The following is a 21,675-nucleotide window of genomic DNA, read 5'->3' as shown; positions in this document are numbered from 1 at the left end:
ACAGCTCATTAGTGACATATTCACAAACATAAAACGTTATACTTTCAGCACGATAAGGTTGGAATGAGGTCTGGGCGATGGCTGCGCATGCACTGGGTCAGTTAGGCGATTTTGAGATAAAACAGCTGAAGGTTTTTAAAACCGTGGTGGAGTGCGAGGGCTTCTCTGCAGCAGAAACCGAGCTGAACATCAGTCGCCCCACCATCAGCAATCACATTGCCAATCTCGAGTCCCGCCTGGATTTGAAACTGTGCCGCCGTGGCCGGGGTGGTTTTGCCCTCACCGAAGAGGGTGAGGTGATCTACGAACAGACCAAGCAGTTGCTCGGCCAGCTCGAACAGTTTCGCAACACCATCAACAACCTGAGTGCCAGCCCGTCCGGACAGCTAAAGATCGCAGTCAGCGATACGTTGAGTCAGGATAAGCGTTGCCAGATGCCGGACATCTTTCGTGTTTTCCACCAGAAAGCACCGAACGTTGAGATGCATGTGGATGTGGAACACATGAAAGCAATGGAGAAGCTGGTGCTTACCGGGCAACTGGATGTGGCGATTATCCCCTACCACCGACGCCTGGAAGGCCTGAGCTACATCCACCTCTTCACCGATGTCCACTATCTCTATTGCGGTCACGGACATCCACTGTTTGGCCTGGATGATGCCGAGATCAGCGAAGAGAAGGTACGCGAGCAGAAACTGATCCACGCGGGCTTAAAACCCCATGAGGAGGTCTACCAGCAGATCTCGCAGATGAACCTGGCGGGCACGTCCTATTTCTATGAGAGCCGCATAGCGATGATACTCTCCGGCTGCTATACCGGCTTCTTGCCGGAGGAGATCGCCAGACCTTATGTGGAAAACGGCGAGCTACAAGCGATCGCCACAGCGTCGAAGCAGTTTCGACTGGGTGTTGCGGTAATCTACAAAAAGTCTTCCCAGCCCAATCGGGCCAAGGAGCTGTTTCTGCAAACGATTCGGGAGATACACCTTGGCGCGGAGGAATCACCACCCTATTAGGATCGGTACTGTGTTTGGGCAGCCGCAATCAGCGCCTGCCCAAACGCGATACACCCATCGTTGGCAGGCAACATCTGGTGGGTTAGTACAGTGAAGCCTTGTGCACCAAGCTGATTTTCCAGCGTGCTAAACAGCAATCCGTTCTGCATCACCCCACCGCTCAGGGCGACGGTTTTGAAGCCATAGGCCTTATGGAGCAATAACGTCTGCTCCACCACTGCGTTCGCAAAACCTTTATGGAACGCCATCGCCATATCCGCTCGATTTCGCTGCTTTAGGCCAGCAATCAGCTGCTGCCAAAAAGGCGCTGGATCGATCCGGTTATCCGCATTCGCAAATTGGTACGCCGGTGTTTCCGGGTTGCCCTCGCGCGCCAGGGTTTCCAGCTCAATCGCCGCCTGTCCTTCGTAGGTAATGCCTTCCCCGTGACAACCGAGCGCTGCCGCAACGGCATCAAACAGACGACCTGCAGAGCTGGTGAGTGGGCAATTCAGCCCTTTCTCGATCATCTTATCCAACGTGGCGCAGGGTTTGGTTGCCAGCAGGGGGAACGCGGCTTCCAGCGCTGACGGTTCTGCTACATTCGCCTGTTTCAACTGTGCATACAAACAACGCCAGGGTTCCCGAATCGCCTGTACACCGCCCACCAGCGGGAACGGTTTTATATGGGCCAGGCGCTCAATTTGTTGATACCCGCCCAACAGGAATTCACCGCCCCACAGGGTGTTGTCCAACCCAAAGCCGGTGCCATCAAGGCAGATCCCCAGTACCGGCTCACCATCCAGTGGATAACCGTTTTCCCCAAGGCACGCTGCCAGATGTGCATGGTGATGCTGTACACGAATCAGCGCTTTACCCTCCTCCGCCAACTGCTCGCCAAACTTAGTGGAAAGGTACTCCGGGTGCTGATCGCATACGTACAGGTCGCTCTGGTGCTGATAGAGGCTCTGATAGAGCGACAAGGTGTGCTGGTACTGCTCGTAGGTGCGGGCATCTTCCAGATCACCCAGATGCTGGGTGAGGATTGCCCTGCCCGCCTGGATCAGGCAGAGGGTGTTTTTCAGTTCCGCCCCCAAAGCGACCAAGTCTGGGGACTGTTCAAAGCCCGGCGGTAAAGCCAGCGAAGTCGGTGCGTAACCGCGCGCACGTCGCAGATAATGACTGCGTCCGACGATCTGACGCACCACCGAATCATCCACCCGGTTCTGGATCGGGCGGTCATGCATCAGGAACAGATCGGCAATCTCTGAGAGCTGCTCGCGCGCATCCTCATTTGTAATCGCCTGCGGCGCGCCGGAGCGGTTCCCGCTGGTCATCACCAGCGGGGCATCTAAGGTTTCCATCAACAACAGATGCAACGGAGTGTAGGGCAGCATAAAGCCCAGTTGATACTGTCCCGGTGCCACATTCTCAGCTAACGGATGTTTGCTGTTTTTCACCGCATCCAGCAGTACCACCGGAGCTTCAGGGCTTGAAAGCAAATTCGCCGCGCCGGTAGCCAGCGCGGCATAAGAGCGTAATACATCCAGGTCCGGCACCATCAGGGCAAAGGCTTTATCCGGTCGATGTTTGCGCAACCGCAACTCAGCCACGGCTTCTGGATTCGTCGCATCACACGCCAGATGAAATCCGCCCAAACCTTTGATTGCAACGATGTTGCCTGTTCGCAAGGCGGTCGCCAATACAGAAAAGACTTCGTCTACAGGCTGTTTTTGCCCCTGATTATCTTCCAGCCAGACCTGCGGCCCACAGGTGTCACAGGCATTTGGCTGCGCATGAAACCGGCGATCCGCCGGATCTTCGTATTCAGTCTGACACTTAGGACACTGGGTAAACTGCGCCATGGTGGTGGTTGCACGGTCATAAGGGATCTGTCGGATAATACTCAGACGCGGTCCGCAGTGCGTGCAGTTGATAAAGGGATAGCGGAAACGCCGGTTGGACCGATCAAACAGCTCCGCCCGGCATTGAGGGCACGTGGCTGCATCCGGCGCACAACCTGTACTCACACTGCCCTGCTGCGTTTCAGAGATAACAAAGGAACCGGGATCGGTCACGACAGCGCCGGCAACTTTCAGCGAGTCGATACGCGCCAGCAGCGGGCATTCAGCGTACAGCACGTTGATAAAACGATCGCACTGGGCCTCTCCGGCCAGCAACTCCACCACCACACCAGCCGCATCATTAAACACCGAGCCATGCAGTCCCAAATCGTTGGCGATACGCCAGATGGTGGGGCGAAAACCAACCCCTTGAACAAGGCCGTTGATGGTCAGGCGAAATCCGTTGTGGGCAGTCATTCTGTCATCTAACTAGTCAAAAACGAGGTGCTATATGTTATAGCTGATCGTGATGCTCATACAGAGTGGGAACATTTGTCATAAGAACCGGACAAAGTAGCATGCTCGCTTTCACCTCTCATTAAGTAAAAACCCTGTAGTACACTACAGATTACTGGCTCAACAGAAGGATGTCCCATGGCCCGGCTTTATACATTGCTATTTACGCTGTGTTTTACTTTTACGATATTTTCTGGGGTTGCCCGAGCCGATATACCAACGGATATTGAGTTACTGCAAAAGCAGATAGAAGCGATAGGCGAAAGTGACAGCTCTGCCGATAAAACTCGAAAACTAATATTGCAAAAAACGCTGGGGGCATTACAAAACCAACTCCAGCTGCGTGCTCAAATAAAAGCGCTGCAAGAGGAAATTGATAACCAGCCGGCCGAAATCAAAGCGCTTGAAACCGCTACTCCAGACGATCTGGAACCTTCAGAGCCTGACCTCCCGGAACAGCTCAGCGATGAAGCGCTGGAACAACGTCTCACCTATGTAAATACGCGTTTACTCGAGCTCGAACGCGATATGGCGTTGCAACAACAAACCAAATCTCAAGCAGAGCAACGCCAGCAAACAATCCGCGAGCAGCTTACTGGGCTCAAGCTGAATCTCGAGGTCAAGGAGAGTAGCGACGCCGGCGAGTTCAGCGAACTGCGCCAACAAATGGAAATAGCCACCTTTACGGAACGACAACTGCGCGTTCAAGCACTGGAGCTGGAACTCTTAGTGCTACCCCGTCGAGCGGAGATTGCCCAGCTTACCTGGCAACAGCTGGAAACCGAGCGCAATCGTCAAACTACCTTACAAAACCGACTCACAGAATATAAACAAAGCCGTCAACGCAGTGAGGCTGAAAAAACCCTTCTGGAGCTGGATGAGGACCTGAATAATACAGAAGTAAAACCTCTGCTCGCCAATGCATATAACGAAAACCAACAACTGTCTTCCGAGCTGCGCAATCTCCTCAACCGGATCGAAAAAACTGATAACAAACGTCTCTCCTTACAGCAACGACTGACGACTCTTAGCAGCACGTTCCGCTCCATTGCTCAACAGTTGGAATTGGAAGTCAGCCATATCAGCCCAGAGCAGCGCCGTTTTATCTTCCGCAACCGGGAGCCCTTGGATACGCGGCAGACGGCAAATGCAATTAACCTTCTGCGCTTGGAAAGCACCCTGCTGGAGCAAAAGAAAACAGAAGCGGTGAGCCATCGTAGCCAAATACCGGAGTCGCTTCAGGCATCACTAAACGAAAATGAGCAACAGATCTATCGTGATATTCTGGATGATCGACTGCGCCTGATTAACCGACTGAGCGATGCGAAAGAACAGCTCATACGCGTTCTCAACCAGATCCTTAGTATCGAAAAGCAACTCAATCAACAGATCGAGACCAACAGCGAGCTGCTAACCAAGCAATTGCTTTGGAACCCGGTGTCCAATCCCATCAACCTGCAGTGGCCTAAGCAAATCTTCATTGGCATCGGGCAGGTTCTGGAACACTGGAATCAGGATCAGCCCGAACCGCTTTTAAAAGCAGATGATTCCACGGCTTTACGCGTCATCATGCTGTTCTTCGTAGTGAGCTTCATAACCTGGCTAAGCCACTATCATCGCCGGGAGCGCAAGCGTTGGTGCCAATACATAGGAAATGTCATCCACGACCGATTCCATCACTCAGTGCAAACAATGGTGCTCTCCGTCATCACGGCCTTACCGTTGCCACTTGCACTGTGGGTAGCAAGCCGATCATTGATCAATCCAGCACACCCTGATGCAGAAACCTGGACAGCCCTCCTGTTTACCACCGCCTTTGCAACCTGGTGCATCCACAGCTTACGTAACTGGATGAAAACACCCTATGGTTTATTTGCTGCCCACTTTGGAATAAGTGACACCCTGGTTCACGCATTACGCCAGCGCTTAGGCGTGCTCTATGTAATCTGTCTTCCTTTATTACTGGTGCACATCTATCTATGGAATATTGATTCAGACGAAATTCGATCCGGTCTGGTACGGCTGGTTATGTTCGCGCTGATTACAATGATTGTGTTGCTCTGGGCGAGTCTGTGGCGGGTGAAGCGGGAACTCAATCAACTCACCGACTCGATCAGTTGGTGGTCCCGTGCCGAACTTTGGTTGTCTGCATTGGTACTTTTTAATGTCGCCATGCTGGCTATGACAGCCACGGGTTACACCTTTACCGTCAATTTCATGGTGTACGCGGTACTGCAAACGCTGATGGTACTGCTGGCGGCCATCGTATTCTACAAGCTAGGACTTCGCCTGGTATTGATCTCAGAACGTCGTCTGGAGTTTGACCGTGCCAAGGCTCGCCGCGCCGAGATTTTAGCGGCACGTGAGAAATCAGAAGAGGAACCTCCACTCAAAACCGACTACCTGGATATGCGAACGGTATCGGATCATTCCCGCACGCTGCTGAAAACGGCAACGGTGGTCGCTCTTGTGGCAATGCTGTGGGGATTTCTAGGTGGTTTCCTGCCGTTCTTCGGTGCGTTGGACAATGTAGAGGTATGGAACACTATATCCGCTGATGGCGAAACCATACGCCAGATTACACTGAAATCCCTATTGTTTGGCGTGGTAATTCTGGGGCTCAGTTTGCTCGCCGCCTACAACCTGCCGGGCCTGCTTGAGCTACTGATCCTACGTAACCTCGACCTGACACCGGGTACCGGGTATGCGGTCAGCTCGCTGATCAAGTATGTGTTGATCATGGTGGGTGTTCTGGGCGCCTTTTCCAGCTTTGGCCTGGAGTGGAGCAAGCTGCAGTGGCTCGTCGCGGCTCTTGGTGTGGGCCTGGGCTTTGGTTTGCAGGAGATCGTGGCGAACTTCGTGTCCGGCCTGATTATCCTGTTTGAGAAGCCGGTGCGAATCGGAGATACCGTCACCATCGATAACCTGACCGGTACCGTCACCAAGATCCAGATACGCGCCACCACCATTGTGGACTGGGACCGCAAAGAGGTGATCATCCCCAACAAAACCTTCATCACCCAGCAGTTGATCAACTGGTCACTCACCGACTCCATCACCCGCATCGTCATTCCGGTGGGCCTGGCGTACGGTTCGGATACCGAGAGAGCGCGCAAACTCCTGCTGGAAGCCGCAACCGAGCAGGATCGCGTGCTGAAAGATCCGAAACCGGAAGCGTTCTTCACTGCCTTTGGGGACAGCACCCTCAATCTGGAACTGCGTTTGTTTGTGAATGCGATGGCCGACCGTCTGGAGATGACCCACAAGGTGAATACCAAGATCGCGCAGAAGTTTAAGGAAGCCGGGCTGGAAATCGCCTTTCCGCAGTTGGATGTGCATCTGCACAAGGTTGAGAAGCCGGGAAGCTGATTATCAGATAACGGAAAAAAGGAGGGGCGGATTCTACAACTTGGTTGGGAAACCTGTGCATAAGGCATCGAACCAAATGAATCCGCCCCTGAAGTGATTCCGGTCACCCCTTCAAATGTTCCGGAATCGAGACCGTGCTGATTAAGAAATCAACAAGTGAGCTGATAGAGCAAGTAGAGCGTTTTACAAACCTCAGAATGTGTAACCGATACCGACGGCAGCAAACCATGCATTGTCGCGGTCTGTCAGCGAAGAGTTATCAATCTCGTCGTCCAACCATACATATGCCGCTTCGTGCACCACACTCCAGTTGTCAGCCAAAGGCATGCTGACGCGGTAACCGACATAAGGATTGATTGCGCCGTCGGCGGTGTACGCGGTGCGGCTGCCACTCACTTCACTCTGACGTACACCGAAGTAGTAGTTGGTGTAATCTTCGCTGGTGTAGGCGATACCGGCACGTGGCACCACCGACAGACCATTACTCAGTTCCAGGTTGTGGCTGTAGTTTACGTCCGCCACAAAACCTTCATGGGCACCGGAGATATCGTGCACCAGCGTCGCTTTTACCTGACCGTCAGCCAGGGTGTAGTCGGCGCTGATACCCAGGTCCAGACTGGCGTCACGCTCTTCCATGCCGGCAAAGAAGTTTGAATCGTTCTCGTCGTAACCGTAACCGGTGCTGGTCAGAGTCGCATGGACATTCAGCGGCGTATTGTCGGTACCGATCACACGGTAATTGATACCACGCTCGTCGATGCTGAAGTTACCCTCTTTGTAGCGCGCATCCAGGTAGAGCGAGCTGTCGTCTTTAAAATCCTTATACGGTGTTTCAAAGGTTGCCACGCCACCCACCACTGTAAAATCACCGGCCATCGCTGCTGAAGCGGTAAAAAGAGATGCGATGGCGCTGGAGATAATCAGTTTTTTCATTGGTGAATTCCTCATCCGTGTTCGAAGTTGATGAGTGTATTCTCGCCTCAGATAGACGCTGACAGTATCTGCAATCTGTATGGGTTTGTCAGACGGGAGCCTTACAATTGCTTACAAAGCGGTCTTAAGCTGTCGGAGTCATCGGCAAAAGTATGCAAACGCGTGCCCCCCCCGTCGGAGCACTGTCGATGGACAGCTCCCCCTGATGGTAGGCGACGATCTCCCGCACAATGGTCAGGCCAAGGCCATAACCACCGGTCTTACGGGTACGGGCGCTGTCGAGACGCTCAAACGGCTCCAGTACCCGCTCTCGTTCAGACGGCGGTATACCCGGGCCGTCATCATCTACGCAGAGCATTACCCGGTTGTACTCCTTGTGCACGTTAATCTGAATCGCCGAGGTGCCATGCTTATCCGCGTTACTGACCAGGTTGGTGATCGCCCGTTGCAATAACTTGGTATCGACAGGAGCCTGAATCCCGGCGCCCGCATTCAACGATACCGGCAGCTTGGCGCTACGAGCCAGGGTAGGCATCTGCTGCTCCAGCCATTCGCCCAGATCGGTTTGCACCAGGTCGACCTCCAGATCGGAGCGTTCCATGCGGGCAAAGGTGAGCAGTTCATCCACCATGGTTTCCAACTCTTCCAGGTCGGCTTCCATACCCTCAACAAACTGGTCATGTTCGGCTGGATCACAACCGTGTTCAAGCAGTTCAAGCTGGCAGCGGAGGCGAAAGATCGGCGTGCGCAATTCGTGGGCAACCGCGTTGGTGAGGCGTTTATGACTGGCGATCAGCTGCTCAACCCGTTCCGCCATACCGTTAAAGGCATAGTTCAAGCCACCCACACGGCTGCGGGCGTCTTCGCCGACACGGGCGCTGAAATCCCCGGCAGCAATGCGACCAGAGGCGATCTCAAGCCGTTTCAGCTTACGGTGCAGGTAGATCAACCAGGCGCCAACGATCAGGGCGATCACAATCAGTGCCCCCCATAGGGAGATTCGGTCTAGCAGGCGTTCCTTGGCCCAGAGTTCCGCGTCGGGATCGTCCGCCACACGGAACACTCGGCTATCCCCTGCAAGGCGGAAGTAAGCAGGATCATCCCCCTCCAACCCAATATCCTCCATAATGCCGCCAGGACTTGGCAGTGCCTGAATCTTGGGATGACTCAGGATCTCCGGATCGGTGACTTCCGCTGCGATCATCTCGTTCATCCGGGCCACACTATGCATCGCCCGCTGCATCGCTTCTTCACCAGCGTGTTGCCGCACTTCCGATAGCAGCGCCACGTACCCCATCAGCGTGTTGCGCTGATCCTGCCGTTCAACGTCGTAGGAAAGTGAGATGGCGACCAGTTCAACGGACACCAGAAATACAAAGAGGGAGACGATAATACCTGCGTAGAGGGTGACAAATAAGCGTGCCATGAAGATACCTGATTACGGGCCGGTGAAAGGAGAGTAAACCCGATGTTGCTCAATCTGAAAGCTATTGTGGCAGCAGGCCGTGCCAGGGTCATGGGATTAAATGTATGGGTTTGTAAGTGACTACTTGGCTAAACGGTCAGACTCAGTGCCAGCTGTCCGCCACAAACAGGTAACCTTTACCCCGCACGGTGATAATCCGTTGTGGTTGGGAGGCGTTGTCCTGGAGTTTTTTCCGCAGGGTCACAATACGGTTATCGATGGTTCGGTCGACGCCATCGTACTCGATACCGCGGGTTTCGCGCACCAGCTCTTCACGGGACAGGGGTGTATCCGGGTTTTGTGCCAGCAACCACAACAGGTCAAATTCAGCTGGCGTCAGGTTAATAGTCTCGCCCGCCAGCTGCGCCCGTTTGGTGGTACTGTTCAGCGCTAACTGCCCAAAAGACAGGGTTTGGGTATCGGTGGCACTCGGGTTGGCCGCAGTGTCTGTAGTCGACGGTTGTTCTTCATCCTGTCGGCGCAACAACATACGAATACGGGCCAGCAGCACACGGGGATGCAGTGGTTTACAGACGTAATCATCTGCACCCATCTCCAGCGCAGCCACCTGATCCATATCGTCATCGCTGGCGGTCAGGATCAGAATCTTACCGTGGTAGGACGCACGCACCGCACGACAAATACTCAGGCCGTCCATACCCGGCAGCATCAGATCCAGGATCAACAGGTCGGGATTGACCTCTTCGATGAGGTGTTGCGCATCATGGCCGGAGTGCCCAATCGCCACCTGATAACCATTGCGGCTCAGGTAAAGATCAAGCAGTTCGGTCAGTTTGATATCGTCTTCGATCAGGAGAATCTGAACGCCGGTTTCTGTGCTCACGCCTATCGCCTGTTTGCTGTTGCTCTGGCAGAGATCATAACCAACCCGGCAGGTTAGGCAAACCGGTTGTTTACACCTCGCAGGTGTATTCCACTACATCCGCGGCATACACCACGATACCTTTCGCCCCGCGTTTGGCTGCATACATGGCGAAATCAGAGTTACGCAGTAGCGCTTCGATGGAATCTCCATCATCCGGGAACATTGCCACACCGATACTGGCGCCAACACTGACCGTTGTCTCTTCATCCACGTGGTAAGGCGCGGAGATTTGTTCAAGCACATCATGTGCAATACGGTGGATCGGCCTGCGATCATGCAAACCTGATAGCAGCACCACAAACTCATCCCCACCAAAACGTGCCACGCAATCCTGTTCACGCACTGTTGCGCGGATTCGGGTTGCTACGTCCCTGAGCACCTTGTCGCCCACTTCGTGCCCGAGGGTGTCGTTGACCGGTTTGAACTTATTCAGGTCCACAAACATCAAGGCGACATGTTCCTCCTTGAGCCGCGCTTCATCCAGCACCAGACGACAGCGTTCAAGAAAGGCGCTGCGGTTCAACAGCCCGGTGAGCGCATCGTAGCGTGCCTGATACTTAATCAGCTCATCCCGCTGTTTGCGCAGACTGATATCCTGGTGAGTTCCGGACATTCTCAGTGGTTTGTGATTGTCGCTCCACTCCACCACGTTGCCGCGTTCCATAACCCACACCCAGTGTCCCGCTTTGTGAAGCAAGCGAACCTCACACTCATAGTGGTCAATCTCGCCCCGGAACAGCTCGCTTATCAGCGTATCCGACCGCGCCCGATCTTCCGGATGGATCAATTCAAGCCGTGTATCAATGTTAAGTGGTTGCAGTTCCCTCAGTTTGTAGCCCAGTACCTCAGCCCAACGATCATTTAGCACAATCTCGCCGGTATCGATGCGCCACTCCCACGTACCCACATTGGTGCCACGAATGATCTCTTCCAGACGCTTCCGCTCCAGATCCAGCGCCGCCTCCACTTGTTTGCGCTTGATGAGTAAACGGACCAGCACCAACACCACCAGCAGCAATGCCAGCGATCCGGCCAACAACAGCGTAATCAGTTGCTCATCACCTTTACGCAGGGCTTCTGTCTGGCGATCAACCATACCTTCCAGCTGGGACTGGTAATGCCACAGCGCTTCCTGGGTTTCACGCAGTTCCGATACATCATTCACAATCGAAAACAGGAGTTTTTTGTCGTCAAAGATAAAAGGTACGGAAGAGACCTCAACCGTACGCACTTCGCCACCTGCCAGCCGGTGGCGGAAGATAAAGAAGTTTCGATTCTGCTTCGCGGCCCGCTGTCGCTCGGCAGCCACCTCTTGCGGGGTCAACGTATTGATCTGCTGGATTTTCATGTTACGCAGTTGATCCTGCGAAAAACCGTAGAAACGCGCCGCGGCAGGGTTGGCATCAATCAATGCGCCGGTAGCGGGATCGATCAGCAGCATAATCGCGCTATGCTGATCAAAAACTTTCTGAATCGAGGGTAAGGCGGCGTTACCGGGCTGTGCAACCGCAAATGCCACAAGCACCAGCACACCGGCAATAAAGACTCTTAATAACCAGTTGAAGGCGGTATCAAGACGTTGGAGCTGTCTGGTCATCATACTACTTCTACTTCATTTTCCAGACTTTCAGGCACAGCGTATAGAGGCCATCAAAGTACAGTCATTGGTAGGCGATGCCGTCAGTGTCAATCCATGACGATCACGCTCTTTTTTATTATGCCTCTAAGCATGCACATCAGTAAGCACACATAAAAGGGCCTCTACCGGTTTTCTTGACAATGATCAGGTTCTTTCATCAGACGGCGATAAATCCCCCTGATTTGATATACAAACGATCATCAAAGAACTGGCAGAGTAAGAGCTATTCTTCTGGCCACTGGATGATATAGATAACGCTCTGACAACAGCGGTTTCAGGGTGTGATTCCATAATGCCCCCTGTTCAAGAGTATCGGCGTTCAGCCGAAGCATACGACAGGCACTTTTGTTGGCGATTAAACGTGACCAGTCTGAAAGCGAAATAAGAAGATAGGCCTGATTTAATTGAGAGAATACCGATGCGATGGTCATTCAATTACTTCTCAAGGGTGCGGTATTTGGTAAGAACATAGCCAATATTGATCACAAGTTCTACCGTAGTTCACCGGAACAACGTTTTATATGATTAAAGCCACGAAAAAGGTTTGTCTTTAATACAACAAGTTTTACATTTTGGAATTTGAACCTTTAAATTGTGCTTGGACCCAGAGGATTCGAACCTGCAATTTAACCGTGTTTCCCTAGGATAAGGGCTGAAGTACACCGCAGAGGATTAACCATTATCATGCAGTCGATTACCAAGCGCACCACGCTCCATTATTTGACAGCAATGCTCCTGTTCGCTCTTTATGGTGTTCAGGTGTGCCCTTTTCTTGATTCATTGACCACAACGCAGCTGCTGGCACCTATACTGATCGCATTCTGCGTGCAGTGGGCCTTGCGTATGAAGCTTGAAGCGGGTCTGGAGCAACGCACTTACAAACAGCAGGTGAAACACCAGTTCAAAATCGACTTGGGATTGTTTCTGATCTTTGGTGCGGGTCTTGGGTTGTATAACTGGCTCAACTACGGTTTTCCGATGGAAAGTGCCGGCAAAGTAATTGTGGGGATGTCCGTGCTCGGCTTCCTGATCGCTTGCGAACTGGCCCTGTATCGCGAATATTTGCTGGCCCAAAAGCTCACAGCATCTAACGAACAACTGCAACCGGACGACAACCCCTATCCCCTTACCCAGAAATTTATATGGTTTGCCGCAATCTGTGCTATCGCCCTCATCGGCGTGGTCTTTCTGGTCATCAACAAGGATCTGGAGTGGCTGATCCACACCGGTAACAGCATCCCATTAGAAACCTCCCAGCGTTATATCCTGGGCGAAATTATCTTCGTGGTTGGCGCGATGATGATTTACATACTGGCGATTATTGTGGGTTATTCTCGCAATCTAAAACTGTTTATCGGTGCTGAGAATGCCACCCTCGCCCGTGTCAGCAACGGTGAATTGAATGTACAAGTACCGGTGACCAGCAACGACGAATTCGGTCTGATGGCAGTACGTACCAACCAGATGATCAAAGCACTGGCGGCTCGCACAAAGGAGCTGAGCATCACCCGTGACGCCAGTATCCTGGGATTGGCCAGTCTGGCCGAAACCCGTGACAATGAAACCGGTGCGCATATCCTGCGTACTCAGAACTACGTCCGTGTCCTGGCCGAGGAGCTGGCAAAACAGGACAAGTATCACGATCAGCTGGATCCCGAGACCATTGATCTGCTCTACAAGTCCGCGCCTCTGCATGATGTGGGTAAGGTAGGTATCCCCGATAATATCCTGCTCAAGCCGGGTAAACTGACCGATGCAGAGTTCGAGATCATGAAGGGCCACCCCCAAATCGGTGCCGACGCGCTGGCAGTCGCGAAAGCGCAGCTGGGCAGTAACTCCTTTCTGCAGACCGCACGGGAGATCAGTCTGACCCATCACGAGAAATGGGATGGCCGTGGTTATCCGAAAGGACTAAAAGGGGAAGAGATTCCGATCTCCGGTCGTCTGATGGCACTGGCCGATGTGTATGACGCACTCACCACTAAGCGTGTCTACAAACCCGCCTTCCCACACGAAAAAGCCCGCGCCATTATTGTTGAAGGCCGGGGTAGCCACTTCGATCCTGCTGTCGTGGATGCGTTCCTGGCACTGGAGCAGACGTTTATTGACATCGCTACCACCTACGTTGATAAGCAGCCGACCGCTGCATAGTACTTTAAAACAGCTTTGGTGACTGCGTGTCGTCTGTAAGCCGCATGATCTAAGTGGCTCATCATCCGGTTATCGTAAAATCCGAACAAAGTGTGAGCAACATCAAGGTTTGAACGGATTCAGTTAACAACGCTGGAAAAAGCAGTAATCCGGTACTAGGTTTATCGCGTCGAAGGAATGTCGTAGAAAACCGACCGAAGTTAGGATGAGTCCGTTAAGCCTCCAACAACCCAATAACCGGCGCTCGCTGTTTATCGCCATATGCGTCTTTCTCTTACTCGACTTTGCGATCTTAGGTATCAACTTAAAGATCACGCAGGAAGTCGAGTCGGACGCAATAGCAATAAACATTGCCGGGCGCCAGCGTATGCTGTCTCAGAAACTGACCAAGTCAGTGCTGCAACTGCACTACTCGCAGCCCGGCACAGATGAGTTTAAGCAATATCGCCAAGAGTTCATCGACGTATTTCAGATGTTCTCTGCTACCTTGGATGGCCTAAAGCATGGCGGCACGATAATAGATACCCGCGGCCAGTTGGTTAGATTCACTGTACGCGACGACTCACAGCTCGAAAAGATATTTGCTTTGGCAGAGCAGGAACTCTCCCCGCTCATTCCTCTCGCCCAGCGATTTATTCAGGGAAACCAATCTGCGGCAACGGTGGAAGCACTGAAGACGGTATTGGAGGCACGAAACAACTCGCTCCTAACGCTGATGAACAGTCTAACAACCCGTATCGAGGAGATGTCCCGGCAAAAGATTGAACGCTTGCGTGCGGCCCAACTTGTCACTTTTCTGCTGGCACTGTTCAACTTTGCCCATATTATCTGGCTCTTCCGTCGTACCAGCCTCGCCTCGTCTCAACTTATCAACCATCTCTCCGATCTGTTGGATAACACCTCTTCCTGCCTGCTGATCAGCGACCGGCATGGCAGAATCCGTATGGCTAACGCCCTGGCAAGAGAAACCTTTGGTTATAAGATCGCAGAAATCACCGCGCTAACCCATCAGGATCTCTTTCAGCCGTCAGAAGGCGGATGTATAGGCGTGAAGGCCGATGGCAAACGCTTTGCAGTTGAACTGCATGAAAAACAGTTTCAGTTGGATGACCGGGTGCTGCGCCTGACCACTGTCATAGATATCAGCCATCACCGCGATAAAGAACGGCAGTTAGCAGAACTGGCCAATCATGATGCGTTGACCGGCCTCGCCAACCGGCGAGTATTTTATGACCGTCTGGTGCTGGAGGTCGCTCATGCCGACCGTAACGGCAACCGACTTGCTCTGTTCTTTATAGATCTAAACGGCTTTAAACCGGTAAATGATACCCATGGCCATGAGGTCGGCGATAAGTTGCTGATCACTCTGGCCGGACGGTTAAAAGATGGCATGCGTTCTACCGATACAATCGCACGCTATGGTGGAGACGAATTTGTAATAATCGCACCCGCGGTCAACGGCACAATCGACTCCACAAAAATCGTCGAACACCTACAGAAATTGATCCAACAACCGGTCATTATTGACGATTTGGGGATTAACGTAAGCGCCAGCATCGGAATTGCCCTCTACCCAAACCCATGCAGCAGCTCAGAAGAACTCATCGCCGAAGCCGATGCTGCCATGTATCGAGCTAAACAGTCTGGGGCACCTTATTGCTACGTCGTGCACGATTCGACTGAAAACGCCAATGAACAGGTAAAGACCTGAATGATTGAAAGCACCCGGCCCCCAGAGTAACTAAAAAGTTTAACCACTAACGTAGTGTTGTAGCCCTGCACCTGGCCCAATCAAGCAGTTCAAGTTGGCACTAATGAGCCAACATATCTGCTTATATTTTAGTCAACTTGTTCGATCGGTTAATACTGTGGCTAATTTGATTACTAACTGGGATGTAGTAATGGACCAGATAAATACCCGCACCGACGGTAATACCCCCTTCGATCTTTTTCAGAGAATTAAATGAATCACAAAAAAGTGCAGCCTTAATTAATTCGCCTGCAGCCTGAAAACAAAAATAAAAACTGAAACCTCAGCCACGTCGAAAGGGTTTCCGAAATAAGGCATACCATCGTGAAAATCTCACACAAAGTACCACTGGCAACCTCTGCCGTGATCGTCCTTGCGTTCTCACTCTTCGCCTGGACCCAATACCACACCGTACAAAACACCCTATACGAACGTACCGAAAACCGTATCAATGAAGCGACCGTTGCCCTCTCTCACCAGATCACCAATTGGCTGAACGGCAAGTTAGCGATCATCGATATGATGGCACAAACCATCTCCGATGATTTCAGCAAAGAAGTGATCCAAGCCACCATGGATCGACCTTTGCTGGAGCAGGAGTTCATTCTGATGTTCGGGGGCCTAGACCACGACGGCCAGCCAATCTCCAATAACCCGGACTGGAACCCGGGAAAAGGCTGGGATGCCCGCGCGCGCCCCTGGTACGACCGCGCGCGTAACCACAACCGCGCGATCCTGACCGATCCGTACGCCGACTCCGCCACCAACGATATCCTTATCTCCGCAGTAGCGAGCATCTATGACGGCCGTGAATTCAAAGGTGCTTTTGGTGGTGATCTGAGCCTGAAAACCGTCTCCGACGCGGTGAACACGTTGAACTTCAATGGCAACGGTTATGCCTTCCTGCTGAACTCCAAGGGCGAGATCATCAGCCATCCGGAAACACGTTTTAACGGTCAACCAATCAGTGCGCTATTTACAGGTAAGCAACCCCGCCTGAGTTCTGAACTGCAGGAGCTGGAGCTTGGCGACACAACTGTATTGACCAGCTACCGCCGCCTGCGCGGCTTGTTTGGCAGTAACTGGATGATCGGGGTTGTGCTGGAGAAAGAGAAGGTGATGGCCGAGGCCTACACCCTGAGCCGAAACGCCATTCTGGGCGCCATCGCCAGTGCCATTGTGGCCTCGCTGGTACTCTACATCATGATGGGCCATCTGGTGTTGAATCCTGTTGCACGCCTCACCGGGATTGCTGAAGGGATCAGCCGCGGACAGACTGACGCAGAAATCGAAGGCACCGATCGTAAAGATGAGATCGGCGCATTAGCTAAAGCGATCAAGCGCATGGATACCAGTCTGCAAATCACCATGGATCGCCTGCGCGAGAGGTAAACCACGATGTCCAGAAACTATCTGCCGTTTGCGCGGGTTGTTGAGGAGATCAGACAGCTCTGTCGAAAGGACGCGACAGGCAGCCTGTTTATCTCGACCGACTGCAACCGGTCTGCACATATGATCATCGCCGAGGGCGAGATCGTATTTATCTACTACTTCAACCTGCATGGTATTGAAGCACTTGATGCTATAGGGGAGATCGCCAACGCCCGCCACAACTTCCAGGAGGGGATGATCACCAATCAGCGCACACCGTTACCGCCTACCGCTGAGATCCTGAACACGCTGGCAGAGATCAAAACTCAATCAGCAACCCTGAATGACAGCTTTGTCCCGGCACCGGTATTCGAATGCTCGGATGAGCAACGCAGCGTGATCGAAACCCGCTTGGCGGAGTACATCGGCCCGGTCGCCCCCTTTATCTGCGACGACATCTTAAAGTCCGTACTCGACCTGGACACAGCGCTGAGCAAACTGGCAGAAGAGATCCCTTCTGAAGAGGAGGCACGCCAGTTTCTCAAAGAGGTGCAAGCGCAGTTGGGATAATTGACTATCTATCAGCGGCCAGTCTGCAGGAAGATCCCGACTCCCAAACTGGCCAGCACCACTCCAGCGCCGCGCTCAACCCAGTGGATCCGCCGGTTGAGCCTCTCTCTGATCTTCGGTAAACCAATCAACCAAGCAACGAATAGGTCCCACAACAACACCGTCAGCATCATCCAGACCCCGCAGCTGAGCTGCTGTACCAGGGTTACATCCGGTCCGAGAATCACCGCCATCAGGCTCATATAAAACAACGCGTTCTTGGGGTTTAACAGGGCGGAGTTAATGCCAAGCAACAGCTGCTTTAATACGCTTGGTGCTTCAATCTCACCCTGCCCGCCTGTCATCAATTGCGGTTTGCTACGCAACAGTTGCAATCCAATCCACAGCAGATACAGCGCCCCTGCGAATTCGATCACGGTAAAGATCACAGGATTGTCGCGGATTCCGCTCCAGCCCAAAATTGCGATAGCGATATAAACCGCGTTACCCAGCGCAACACCCACACAGATAAAACGGCTGCCCCGCAAACCATGGCCGATCGTGTTGGCGGAAATCAGGAAGAAGTCCTGGCCGGGACTCAACAACGCGACAAAATGCGCTAAAACCAGCGCAGGAAAGGCGGCAGGAAACAATAACTCCAGCGACACAGCAAACTCCTCTTACGGACAACATCAACAACGAGGAGCTTACGCCAGAAGATTTAGCCGTTATTGTCGGAAATTGACCCTGTCTGCTGATACTGGCGTGGGGTGGAGGCGGTGTAATTCACAAAGGTACGGTGAAACTGGCTCTGATCGGCAAAACCGACCTCCTGTGCCACATCCACAATTGCTCTGCCCTGCCGTAGCATCAACTTGGCATGCTCGATACGCGCGTTGTTTGCAAAGGCGATAGGCGTGATACCGTAATGACGTTTGAACAAACGGATTAATGCCTCCCGACTACAACCTTCGGCCTCGGCAAGCTGATCCAGGGCCGGGGGATTGCTCAGGTCAATTAGCAACTGCTGTTTAAGTCTGACTGACCGTTCATACGATATGCCAGCGGTGTCTACCGGTGCACAATAAGGCGCTAGCAGCGCAACTGCCAGATAATCCAGCTGTTCCGAAGCAGCACGGACATGACCCCTTTGCAGCAGGTTCACCAGCGTAAGAAACGGCTCAATTACCTTGGGATCATGAATAACCGCCTGCTCACAACAAAACTCAGAGACCGGTTTTGCGTAAAGTGCAGATAACCACTCCAAACACCACTGCGCATCGATATACAGCATATGGTAACCACGGGATCCTCCACCGATCGGATTACAGGCATGCACCTTACCCGGTTCAATGATCACCAGATCCCCTTGCTGGATCTGGTGCTCCCGCCCATTGCTGGTCAGGCAGGTCATACCGGAGTGCAGATATCCAATCGAGAACTCCGAATGGCTATGCGCCTTGTATCCCTGGTAACTACAACGGGTTGAGCGCAACTCCATATGCGGCAAGCCCACCACTCGCAGAAACTGCTGATCGATCTCTTTTACCCGCATCGCCCTGTCTTTCCTCAGTACACTTGCCAATCGACTGCGCTCGAAGTAGAGTAGCGTTTTCAACATATACATCAAGAGAAGGGCTGACGTCCTCGCCAACCTGCCTGACCTGGGCAAGGTGGTTGCTGCTAAGCAGCGATGTGGTCGACCGACAACCAATCAGGTACGCCCCACACGTCAGCTCTCATAAACACTATGGGAGCCATCATGTTTGAAGCACACACACTTTCCGCACACGATTCCGAGCTGAATCTGAACCCAGTGACCGACAACCACTGGCAACGCACCTTTACCCGCACTCACAAGGCGAGCCTGCGTCCACTCAAGATCTGGTTGGCGGCCGGCAAACGTAAAGACAACCAACAGAATCCACAGGACGTCTGGTTTATCTATGTGGAATACCGTACCAATCAGGGTGAGAATGGCTTTATCTGCCTGGAACGCACGCAAGAAGGACAAACTATAGAACAGCTTTTGGCCGAAGCCACTGCCATCGAGATTCCGGAACTGAATAGCTAATAGTTCAGCCAGATAGATCACACAGGGGTGGGGCGTTTTGCCCCTGTGGGTATTGCCTCAGAAGTGGTAGGTCAACTCACCCCAAATACTGCGACCTTCCAGCGGGTAGTCGTTCGGGATAATGGAGGATGCCGGTGCGCGGGCATTTTCATCCAGCAGATTTTTAACGATCAACGCAACACTCAATCCTTCAGGCTCAAACGCCTTGGCGAGCTTAAGGGTTGTCCATGAATAACCACTCAGTTTGTCACGACCATCCCCCGGCGCCCTGAAACTGGAACCGATCCAATGATTATTCACGTGCAACTGCCACTGATCAGGTAACTGGTAATCCACTGCAAGGTAGGCCGTATGATTAGGCACATCCGCCACCGCCTCGCCCGTATCACTGTTCTCGCTGTGCTGGTAGCTATATTGCGCTTTCAGCGTCATTGCGTCGCTGGCACGCCAGTGACTCTCAACTTCGAAGCCGTAGCCGTCTTGTCGTAGCGCATTCTGGAACTGAAAAACGCTGCCGACCAAACGGTTGGCAATCAGGTCTTTTGCTTCGTATAAATACAACGTATTGATCAACCTGAGCGATGGGGTCGCCTGGTAATCCGCGACGAACTCGTAGGTTTTTATACGTTCTGGTTTTAGGATTTCAGAACCAATACCACTCGGATTGTTCTTCAGGTAAAGTTCACTAAACGAAGGTGCTCTGAAAGCCTCACCATATAACAACTTGCCCGTAAAGCTGTGACTAGGCTCCCAAACCAATCCCATTCTTGGGTTAAAGACCCGACCAAAGTCAGAGTACTGATCCAGTCGCCCCCCTAACGTCAGAGTCCAGTTATCCTGAATATCCCACTGGTCCTGCAACGCGACAAACACATTGTGACGCTCCTGGTCCGCCAGAAATACCTCGGATTGATCGCTCACATCGGTCAAAGAGCCATTCACTATAGTCTCAGTTCCATCTAATACGCCAGGACCGTAGTTTTTGCGTTCACCACTACGTAAAGCGACATATTGCCCGCCCAACTGAGCACGAAGGATGTGGTTTTCTAATCCAATGAACTGAAAGCTGGTATCAAAATAGCTTTCATATGCTTTATAGGCAGGCGCACCAATTACTCCATCGGAAAAAGTCACCATATTACCAGGCAAGGTATACGGATTACCGTCACTGCCGATTGGCAGACGGCTGTTATCCGGAAAGAGTTTGAACAGACTGTCAGCATCAATAAAATGATATTTGAGATTACTCTCCACCGACCAACCATGATCAATGATGCTGCGATATTGCAGGTGAGTCATAAACGACGTGGAGTCTACAAACCCGTCCTTATCCAACGCACGAGCAACCCCCTGCCCGGTACCTGCATCCAAATTACTCCAGTACCAGTTATTCCAGCTCCACGTATCATTTTCCACATTGAGCATCATGTTAGTCACCGAGTAATTCGTACTCAGTTCACCAGGTGCCAATGACGCACTGGTTCCATACGCAAGATCATTCAGGGTTTGCAGATCCTTCGATAGCGTGCGGGCAGAATCACCCCCACTTTCCTGATGCTCCAGTGAGAAAAAGTACCCTGCCCCCATTGCATCCTGATGTTGATGCTGCACCGTGAATTCCCGGCTATTGAAGCTACCTACACGCACCTGAGCAATAGCTGGTGCATAATCCCTTACCCGTTTGGGCACGATGTTGATCACACCCGAGTATGCATCCGCGCCATACAACGAAGAGCTCGCCCCTTTGATCACTTCAATACGCTCAATGGCGTTCAGCGGCAATCGGAAGACAGAAGGAAGCCCTCCATTAAATGGATTCTTCAGTTCCATACCGTTAAACAACACAAGAACCTGCGCAGAAAAACCACTGTGGATACCGCGAATACTATAAACCGGTTCCAAACGGTTGAGATCGGAACGCACCACGTGTATACCCGATACCGCTTCCAATACCTCGTCCAGATGGTTAGCCCCCATCGCCTCCATCTCAGAAGAGGAAATAACACTGACCACGCCAGGTGCTTTACGCACTGCTTCCAGATGACCTGATGCAATAGTGGAGAAGTAGGCTTCTTCCAATGAATAATCGACTTCATCCAGGGCAGAAATATCTGCGACCACACCCTGCGAGCA

At 52.4% G+C, this 21,675-nt stretch carries 16 protein-coding genes and 1 riboswitch; of the genes, 7 read left to right on the top strand and 9 right to left on the bottom strand.

All coding sequences use genetic code 11. The annotated features are described in order from the left end of the window. Window positions 1–77: 77 nt before the first annotated feature. Window positions 78–1,016 (top strand): LysR family transcriptional regulator, encoded by a 939-nt coding sequence (locus QKW35_RS02720; protein WP_282350603.1) that lies wholly within the window; start codon window positions 78–80, stop codon window positions 1,014–1,016. Here the strand turns inward: QKW35_RS02720 and hypF are convergent. Further along, the gene (hypF, locus tag QKW35_RS02715; protein ID WP_282350602.1) at window positions 1,013–3,316 is read right to left on the bottom strand and encodes a carbamoyltransferase HypF; all 2,304 of its coding nucleotides are present in this window, start codon (window positions 3,314–3,316) and stop codon (window positions 1,013–1,015) included. The genes QKW35_RS02720 and hypF overlap by 4 nt on opposite strands. 339 nt (window positions 3,317–3,655) lie before the next feature. On the opposite strand from hypF, the gene QKW35_RS02710 reads away from it, so the two are divergent. Then, complete coding sequence (locus tag QKW35_RS02710) at window positions 3,656–6,724, top strand: mechanosensitive ion channel domain-containing protein (protein ID WP_282350601.1); 3,069 nt, start codon at window positions 3,656–3,658, stop codon at window positions 6,722–6,724. 192 nt (window positions 6,725–6,916) lie between these two features. Here the strand turns inward: QKW35_RS02710 and QKW35_RS02705 are convergent, their stop codons facing one another. The 5 genes from QKW35_RS02705 to QKW35_RS02685 form a co-directional block, all read right to left on the bottom strand. Further along, window positions 6,917–7,657, bottom strand: coding sequence for a MipA/OmpV family protein (locus QKW35_RS02705; RefSeq protein ID WP_282350600.1), 741 nt, complete (start codon window positions 7,655–7,657; stop codon window positions 6,917–6,919). 124 nt (window positions 7,658–7,781) lie between these two features. Further along, window positions 7,782–9,083 (bottom strand): ATP-binding protein, encoded by a 1,302-nt coding sequence (locus tag QKW35_RS02700; RefSeq protein WP_282350599.1) that lies wholly within the window; start codon window positions 9,081–9,083, stop codon window positions 7,782–7,784. Window positions 9,084–9,225: 142 nt separating this feature from the next. Beyond that, complete coding sequence (locus QKW35_RS02695; RefSeq protein ID WP_282350598.1) at window positions 9,226–9,966, bottom strand: response regulator; 741 nt, start codon at window positions 9,964–9,966, stop codon at window positions 9,226–9,228. 70 nt (window positions 9,967–10,036) lie between these two features. Further along, window positions 10,037–11,605 (bottom strand): diguanylate cyclase, encoded by a 1,569-nt coding sequence (locus tag QKW35_RS02690; RefSeq protein WP_282350597.1) that lies wholly within the window; start codon window positions 11,603–11,605, stop codon window positions 10,037–10,039. A gap of 242 nt (window positions 11,606–11,847) precedes the next feature. Further along, window positions 11,848–12,078 (bottom strand): hypothetical protein, encoded by a 231-nt coding sequence (locus QKW35_RS02685; RefSeq protein ID WP_282350596.1) that lies wholly within the window; start codon window positions 12,076–12,078, stop codon window positions 11,848–11,850. 253 nt (window positions 12,079–12,331) lie between these two features. Here QKW35_RS02685 and QKW35_RS02680 point away from each other — a divergent pair, with 253 nt between their 5' ends. From QKW35_RS02680 to QKW35_RS02665, 4 genes are all read left to right on the top strand, one after another. Further along, on the top strand, window positions 12,332–13,798 hold the full coding sequence (locus tag QKW35_RS02680; protein ID WP_282350595.1) for an HD-GYP domain-containing protein: 1,467 nt from the start codon (window positions 12,332–12,334) through the stop codon (window positions 13,796–13,798). 205 nt (window positions 13,799–14,003) lie between these two features. Next, complete coding sequence (locus QKW35_RS02675; protein ID WP_282350594.1) at window positions 14,004–15,509, top strand: diguanylate cyclase domain-containing protein; 1,506 nt, start codon at window positions 14,004–14,006, stop codon at window positions 15,507–15,509. Window positions 15,510–15,872: 363 nt separating this feature from the next. Further along, window positions 15,873–16,940 carry a HAMP domain-containing protein gene (locus QKW35_RS02670; protein ID WP_282350593.1) on the top strand — a complete coding sequence of 356 codons (1,068 nt, stop codon included), beginning with the start codon at window positions 15,873–15,875 and terminating at the stop codon, window positions 16,938–16,940. Between the two features lie 6 nt (window positions 16,941–16,946). Further along, window positions 16,947–17,489, top strand: coding sequence for a DUF8082 domain-containing protein (locus QKW35_RS02665; protein ID WP_282350592.1), 543 nt, complete (start codon window positions 16,947–16,949; stop codon window positions 17,487–17,489). An 11-nt stretch (window positions 17,490–17,500) separates the two neighbouring features. On the opposite strand, the gene QKW35_RS02660 is transcribed toward QKW35_RS02665, so the two are convergent. Further along, a complete protein-coding gene (locus tag QKW35_RS02660; RefSeq protein ID WP_282350591.1) occupies window positions 17,501–18,136 on the bottom strand; it encodes a LysE family translocator in 636 nt (211 codons plus the stop codon). 53 nt (window positions 18,137–18,189) lie between these two features. Then, a complete protein-coding gene (locus QKW35_RS02655) occupies window positions 18,190–19,023 on the bottom strand; it encodes a helix-turn-helix transcriptional regulator (protein ID WP_282350590.1) in 834 nt (277 codons plus the stop codon). A 63-nt stretch (window positions 19,024–19,086) separates the two neighbouring features. After that, window positions 19,087–19,192, top strand: a riboswitch (SAM-I-IV-variant riboswitch). A 38-nt stretch (window positions 19,193–19,230) separates the two neighbouring features. Between QKW35_RS02655 and QKW35_RS02650 the strand changes: the two genes are divergently transcribed. Then, complete coding sequence (locus tag QKW35_RS02650) at window positions 19,231–19,542, top strand: hypothetical protein (protein ID WP_282350589.1); 312 nt, start codon at window positions 19,231–19,233, stop codon at window positions 19,540–19,542. Between the two features lie 57 nt (window positions 19,543–19,599). On the opposite strand, the gene QKW35_RS02645 is transcribed toward QKW35_RS02650, so the two are convergent. Further along, window positions 19,600–21,663 (bottom strand): TonB-dependent receptor plug domain-containing protein, encoded by a 2,064-nt coding sequence (locus tag QKW35_RS02645; protein WP_282350588.1) that lies wholly within the window; start codon window positions 21,661–21,663, stop codon window positions 19,600–19,602. Window positions 21,664–21,675 lie beyond the last annotated feature (12 nt).

The organism is Pontibacterium granulatum (assembly GCF_029961155.1).
Lineage (GTDB): Bacteria > Pseudomonadota > Gammaproteobacteria > Pseudomonadales > Balneatricaceae > Pontibacterium > Pontibacterium granulatum.
The sequence above is the reverse complement of the archived record's forward strand: the minus strand, read 5'-3'. Positions and strand labels throughout refer to the sequence as shown.

Excerpts from the sequence above, each read along its gene's own strand:
- QKW35_RS02680 (WP_282350595.1), top strand. The coding sequence starts at position 12,332 with ATGCAGTCGATTACCAAGCGCACCACGCTCCATTATTTGACAGCAATG.
- QKW35_RS02675 (WP_282350594.1), top strand. The coding sequence starts at position 14,004 with ATGAGTCCGTTAAGCCTCCAACAACCCAATAACCGGCGCTCGCTGTTT.
- QKW35_RS02690 (WP_282350597.1), bottom strand. The coding sequence starts at position 11,605 with ATGACCAGACAGCTCCAACGTCTTGATACCGCCTTCAACTGGTTATTA.
- QKW35_RS02685 (WP_282350596.1), bottom strand. The coding sequence starts at position 12,078 with ATGACCATCGCATCGGTATTCTCTCAATTAAATCAGGCCTATCTTCTT.
- QKW35_RS02650 (WP_282350589.1), top strand. The coding sequence starts at position 19,231 with ATGTTTGAAGCACACACACTTTCCGCACACGATTCCGAGCTGAATCTG.
- QKW35_RS02700 (WP_282350599.1), bottom strand. The coding sequence starts at position 9,083 with ATGGCACGCTTATTTGTCACCCTCTACGCAGGTATTATCGTCTCCCTC.
- QKW35_RS02665 (WP_282350592.1), top strand. The coding sequence starts at position 16,947 with ATGTCCAGAAACTATCTGCCGTTTGCGCGGGTTGTTGAGGAGATCAGA.
- hypF (WP_282350602.1), bottom strand. The coding sequence starts at position 3,316 with ATGACTGCCCACAACGGATTTCGCCTGACCATCAACGGCCTTGTTCAA.
- QKW35_RS02655 (WP_282350590.1), bottom strand. The coding sequence starts at position 19,023 with ATGCGGGTAAAAGAGATCGATCAGCAGTTTCTGCGAGTGGTGGGCTTG.
- QKW35_RS02705 (WP_282350600.1), bottom strand. The coding sequence starts at position 7,657 with ATGAAAAAACTGATTATCTCCAGCGCCATCGCATCTCTTTTTACCGCT.
- QKW35_RS02720 (WP_282350603.1), top strand. The coding sequence starts at position 78 with ATGGCTGCGCATGCACTGGGTCAGTTAGGCGATTTTGAGATAAAACAG.